5 protein-coding genes are annotated in these 4,198 nt (G+C 36.9%); 3 read left to right on the plus strand and 2 right to left on the minus strand.

The annotated features are described in order from the left end of the window. Window positions 1-13 precede the first annotated feature (13 nt). Together LZ634_RS22255 and LZ634_RS22260 are read right to left on the minus strand one after the other, a co-directional pair. Window positions 14-370 carry an ImmA/IrrE family metallo-endopeptidase gene (locus tag LZ634_RS22255; RefSeq protein ID WP_234508905.1) on the minus strand — a complete coding sequence of 119 codons (357 nt, stop codon included), beginning with the start codon at window positions 368-370 and terminating at the stop codon, window positions 14-16. A gap of 7 nt (window positions 371-377) precedes the next feature. After that, window positions 378-701, minus strand: a complete 324-nt coding sequence (locus tag LZ634_RS22260; protein WP_234508906.1) for a helix-turn-helix domain-containing protein — start codon at window positions 699-701, stop codon at window positions 378-380. A 264-nt stretch (window positions 702-965) separates the two neighbouring features. Between LZ634_RS22260 and LZ634_RS22265 the strand changes: the two genes are divergently transcribed. Genes LZ634_RS22265 through LZ634_RS22275 form a run of 3 tightly spaced genes read left to right on the plus strand, consistent with a single transcriptional unit; the run spans window position 966 to window position 3,239 of the window. Further along, entirely contained in the window at window positions 966-1,628 is a 663-nt protein-coding gene (locus LZ634_RS22265) for a multiubiquitin domain-containing protein (protein ID WP_234508907.1), read from the plus strand. Next, window positions 1,603-2,796 (plus strand): ThiF family adenylyltransferase, encoded by a 1,194-nt coding sequence (locus tag LZ634_RS22270; protein WP_234508908.1) that lies wholly within the window; start codon window positions 1,603-1,605, stop codon window positions 2,794-2,796. The genes LZ634_RS22265 and LZ634_RS22270 overlap by 26 nt, the downstream gene beginning before the upstream one ends. After that, window positions 2,793-3,239, plus strand: a complete 447-nt coding sequence (locus LZ634_RS22275; protein WP_234508909.1) for a DUF6527 family protein — start codon at window positions 2,793-2,795, stop codon at window positions 3,237-3,239. The genes LZ634_RS22270 and LZ634_RS22275 overlap by 4 nt, the downstream gene beginning before the upstream one ends. Window positions 3,240-4,198: the final 959 nt, after the last annotated feature.

Genomic DNA, 4,198 nt, shown 5'->3' on the forward strand with positions numbered 1-4,198 from the left:
TAAGTTGGAGTCATTACCCGCGGACTGATAGAGATTGTTCACCAACTATAGACGTACATAAAAATTCATCCATTTCAGCACGATGCAACATGTAGTGCCCTAACTCATGCGCAATCGTAAATCTTTTACGACCTTCTGAACGAATATTTTCTTTATATAAAATCATCCATTGGCTTTTATTTGGATGTTTAATTAAGGCACCTTCAAAATTATCAACATCACTCTTTTTTATTTTCACTATAGGATCACTAGGAGAAGTTTCTTTAGAATACTCTAGCGCTAAGGATTCAACATCAACAGGAAACCTATCCTCTCCCAAAAAAATGCTCAGGATCTTTGATAACTTATTTGCCTCTGCCTTTGGTTTCATTTATTATTCAATCCTCGTCATCCCAGACATCTATTAACTTCCTCACTTTTTTCTTATCGCTATCTGAAAGACCTTTATATTTCCTAAAGAATGCCTCATCTATTACATCCTCATCAGGATTAGCACTTTTACTTTCGAGTAAAAATTGAGGTGTCACACCTAATGCTTTTGCTATATTTTCTATCTTTTCAGCCGAAGGGTTAGAGCTTTCCCTATTTTCTAACTCCCAAATATAGCTTTTACTTGTTCCAGACAATTCAGCAAGTCTATCAATACTAAATTTCAACTCCCTACGCCTTGCATTGATTTTATTACCCAATGTAGAACTCATGCTTTCTCCTTGGTGCTCTATTACTCGTTATAAACATTATCGTTTTGAAGTTAGCCAAAACATATGCCTATTAGTATAGCGAACATTTTTGTACTTTTACATAGTAACCATTGAGCAAAAAATCAACACATTTTCGGTAAAAAGAACGATAAAAACACACTTGACCGAACGAAAAAATCGATCAATGATAGCTGCAAGTTCGATGAAACGAACAAAATCGTTCAATACCTCTGCCCTTACAGAGTTCTATACCAAGGAGAACACATGAAAAATAAATTCATAAAAATCAATGACAAAATTGTTGAGATCGATGATCTCACTCCTACAGGGGCTCAAATCCTTCTTGTAGCTGGCGTCAAAGACATTGTTGAGTATGTTCTGTTCCAGAAGCTGAAAAATGGTTTGCTTGAAGAGATTCGTCCTGAAGAAAAAACGACTCTCGATAAAGAGGGAGTTGAAACGTTCCTGATGTTTAACTCCGATCGCACTTATCGTTTTACACTTAATGGCAAAATGTTTGATTGGGGCGCACCAAGCTTAACAGGGGCCACAGTAAAATCTCTCGCAGAGTGTGATTTTGACAGTAATGACGTATGGCTTGAAATGAAAAATGAGAAAGACAAACTCATTACTGACCATGAACATATTGATCTTACTCAGCCAAATGTTGAGCGCCTTTATACCCAGGAAACCAGTATTAACATCATTGTCAATGCAAAAATGCGGGTCGTAAATCGCCGCGTGGTTAGCTACTGGGATGTTGTTCATCTGGCATATGAACATGCCGAAAATAAGGAAACATCAATCTATTCTGTAGATTACGCTAAAGGGCCAATTAGCAATCCAGAAGGCTCAATAGTTGATGGTCAATATGTTCAATTAACCGACGGGATGATTTTTTATGTCACTCAAACTGATAAATCTTAATCCTTGCCTGAAAAGACTTCAGGATGAGGGCTATGAACTCGAAATTAGAGATGGTTTCCTTATGGTTCACTCAGTACCATATGTAAACTCCAATAAAGAGGTCCTGAAAGGGACCCTTATCACTAATCTTGTTTTAGTATCCCCCGATGTTGTTGGTAAACCTAATACACACCAAATGTATTTCAATGGGGAACATCCCTGCCACCCTGATGGAAGAATATTAACAGCCATTCAGCACACCACTCCAAATCAAACACTTGGGAATGGCATCATAGGGAATCATTGGTTTTCCAATAAACCACCGTCAGGTAGCTATGATGATTATTATCATCAGGTTACTAGTTACGTTAGGGTTATTGAGAGCCAAGCCAAAGCTATTGATGAAAATGTTTCAGCGAAAACATTTATTTCGCATTACCTTACTAATGATGAAGACATTTTCACATATCAAGATACAGCTTCAGCTCGTATTGGAACTGTTCAGCTCAACAATCTAATTTCAAATCAGAAACTAGCTATTATCGGGTTGGGTGGAACTGGCTCTTATATTTTAGATATGATATCTAAGACCTGTGTAAGTGAAATACACTTATATGATAAAGACCAATTCCAACAACATAACTCATTTCGTGCTCCTGGAGCCGCATCGATAGATGACTTAGAAAAAAAACAAACAAAATGTGATTACTATTATCAAACATATAGTAATCTGAGAAACGGAGTCATTCCTCATAATGAAATGCTGTCAGAAACTAACTTACATGAACTAATTAATTATGATTTTATCTTCATAAGCATAGACAGCGCCACTTCACGTAAGATGATCACTGATTATCTATACCAACATAATATCAGCTTTATTGATGTAGGTATGGGATTAAGTTTTACTGAAGACAAAAGCAGTATTTTCGGCACTTGTCGTTCTACATTATATACAAAAGATATGGATGATACGCCTTTAAAATCACTGCCAACTATATCAAGAGATGATGAAGTATACAGATCAAATATTCAGTTGGTAGAATTAAACTGCCTAAATGCAGCATTTGCTGTCATACAATGGAAAAAACTATTTGGTTTTTATTGTGACGACATAAGTTCGTATGAAATGACTTACAGTTTAGGGTTAAACAAAATAGCAAATAAGGTTATGGAGAGAGTAGAATGAAAACTCTATCCATTACTTTTACTGAATTTATCCCCGAGCAATTAGAAGAAGGCATCCTGTATGTTTCTATGCCATATTCTACGATAGCTCATCTATGTGCATGCGGATGTAAGAATGAGGTAATTACTCCACTTTCTCCACTTGATTGGAGTATGACTTATAATGGAAAAGAAATATCATTACATCCATCTATAGGAAATTGGCAATTCCCATGTAGATCTCACTATTGGATAAGAGGCAATAAAATTATCTGGGCCGGAAATATGCACAACGATATAATAGAAAATAATCGTAGTGCAAACTTAGCATTAAAAATGAAGAAATCTGAAACAAATATTACTTCACATAATCATACTGAAACCAGCATGAACGATAAACCTAAGCAAACATCTTATTTCAATCAATTAATGAACACAATTAGAGAGTGGTTAGGATATAAGTAAAATCATTCTCAACCTTATAATCAGCGTTTTAACATATAAATTTGAATCCAGGGAGGAAAAGTACTCCCTATTTCAATTAACTCACTTAAAATATTCATATCCATTTTCTCATGAATAGTAATTTTCACTTCTCAGTTAGCAACAAAAATACTGGTTACCAAGGCTCTTGGTGCAGATTGCATCAAGAGGAGATAACCACCGTGATAAGCACAGGTAGTGCCGCTATGTTACCTCTTACAAGGTAGAATTCTGGTAAGTTTAATTTGATTACTTTGCAACCGATTATGAAATGATGCCCCTGTGAGAACATTTTTTTGATAAGGTAATCCAATGAATCTATCTTTTACATACGCAGAGGAAAGCAGTTCATAGGCACTTTTAAAGGGATTGAAAATCCCCGTGTCCTTGGTTCGATTCCGAGTCCGGGCACCACTATTTAGAAACAACCGACTATGGCTAACACCGTGAGTTTAAGATTGGGATTCCCGGGGCGACCACCCGGTTTGGCATCCCTCCGGGAATCAAATCCCGGCGTTTCCCCTAATCGCTTGGCTTAAGTGAACGATGTTAACCGATGGCGTTTTTTTCTTTCTGGGGTTCCGGTGGGTTTCTGGTCGGGTGATAGCACCTGTCTCTGCCCTGCTTCCTCCAGCCGTCTTAACTCTGACCTGACAGAGGACAGTTCTTCAACCGGCTCTACGGGTTAACAAAACGAGCATTTTACGCCAGCGTTAGCCATTCAAGGCGCTCGGAAAAATAACGACTTACAGCATAATCAATACGTTAAATACCAGGCAGATAATTTTAAGTTGCAAAATGAAAAAGCCCCAGCGATAAAACACCGGGGCTTTTAAGATACTTTCAAATTAATATTTAACATTAATCAACTTAGTTATTTAATTCTACTGCTCAAGATGTAGATATTTACAGGATATCTCGGTACTTCAGATACTGCTATC

The sequence above is a fragment of the Kluyvera intermedia genome (assembly GCF_021440345.1).
GTDB lineage: Bacteria > Pseudomonadota > Gammaproteobacteria > Enterobacterales > Enterobacteriaceae > Kluyvera > Kluyvera intermedia_A.

Coding starts and splice junctions, on each gene's coding strand:
- LZ634_RS22255 (WP_234508905.1), bottom strand. CDS start 370: ATGAAACCAAAGGCAGAGGCAAATAAGTTATCAAAGATCCTGAGCATT.
- LZ634_RS22260 (WP_234508906.1), bottom strand. CDS start 701: ATGAGTTCTACATTGGGTAATAAAATCAATGCAAGGCGTAGGGAGTTG.
- LZ634_RS22265 (WP_234508907.1), top strand. CDS start 966: ATGAAAAATAAATTCATAAAAATCAATGACAAAATTGTTGAGATCGAT.
- LZ634_RS22270 (WP_234508908.1), top strand. CDS start 1,603: ATGTCACTCAAACTGATAAATCTTAATCCTTGCCTGAAAAGACTTCAG.
- LZ634_RS22275 (WP_234508909.1), top strand. CDS start 2,793: ATGAAAACTCTATCCATTACTTTTACTGAATTTATCCCCGAGCAATTA.